Annotated in this window: 1 protein-coding gene; it reads right to left on the reverse strand. The window is 73.9% G+C overall.

Going from position 1 to position 566, the window contains the following annotated elements; genetic code table 11:
* On the reverse strand, positions 1 to 461 hold a 461-nt coding region (locus tag PROKR_RS03525; protein WP_084800227.1), incomplete at its 3' end, for a response regulator.
* Positions 462 to 566: the final 105 nt, after the last annotated feature.

Below are 566 nucleotides of genomic sequence, written 5' to 3' on the forward strand. Positions count from 1 at the left end.
CCCGAGCCGCCCGCCGCGCCCGCCGGGCCCGACGACGTCCGCTCGCCCGCCACCATCTGCTCGATCACGCGCCGCGTGACCTGCGGGGCGAGCAGCGCGTGACCGGCGGCGACCGTCCGCACCGCCTCGACGAGGTGCTCCGCGTCGGAGTTCTTCAGCAGGAACCCCGAGGCGCCGGCAGCGAGCCCGTCGAACACGTACTCGTCGTGGTCGAACGTCGTCAGCACCAGCACCTTCGCCAGGTTCTCCGCGACGATGCGGCGCGTGGCCTCGATGCCGTCCATGACCGGCATCTGCACGTCCATAAGCACGATGTCGGGCCGCAGCTCGCGGGTCAGCTCGATGGCCGCCGCGCCGTCGCCGGCCTGGCCGACCACCTCGAAGTCGTCCTCCACCGAGAGGATGAGGGAGAAACCGGAGCGCACCAGGGCCTGGTCGTCGACCAGCAGCACGCGCGTCATCAGGCCACCTGCGCCCGGGCCTCGGTCCGGACCTGTGGCCGGACGGACGCCGCCGCGTCCTCCGGTGCGGGCAGCGGCAGCCGCACGCGCACCCGGTACCCGCCG

This window comes from Promicromonospora kroppenstedtii DSM 19349, assembly GCF_000515355.1.
Classification (GTDB): Bacteria; Actinomycetota; Actinomycetes; order Actinomycetales; family Cellulomonadaceae; genus Promicromonospora; species Promicromonospora kroppenstedtii.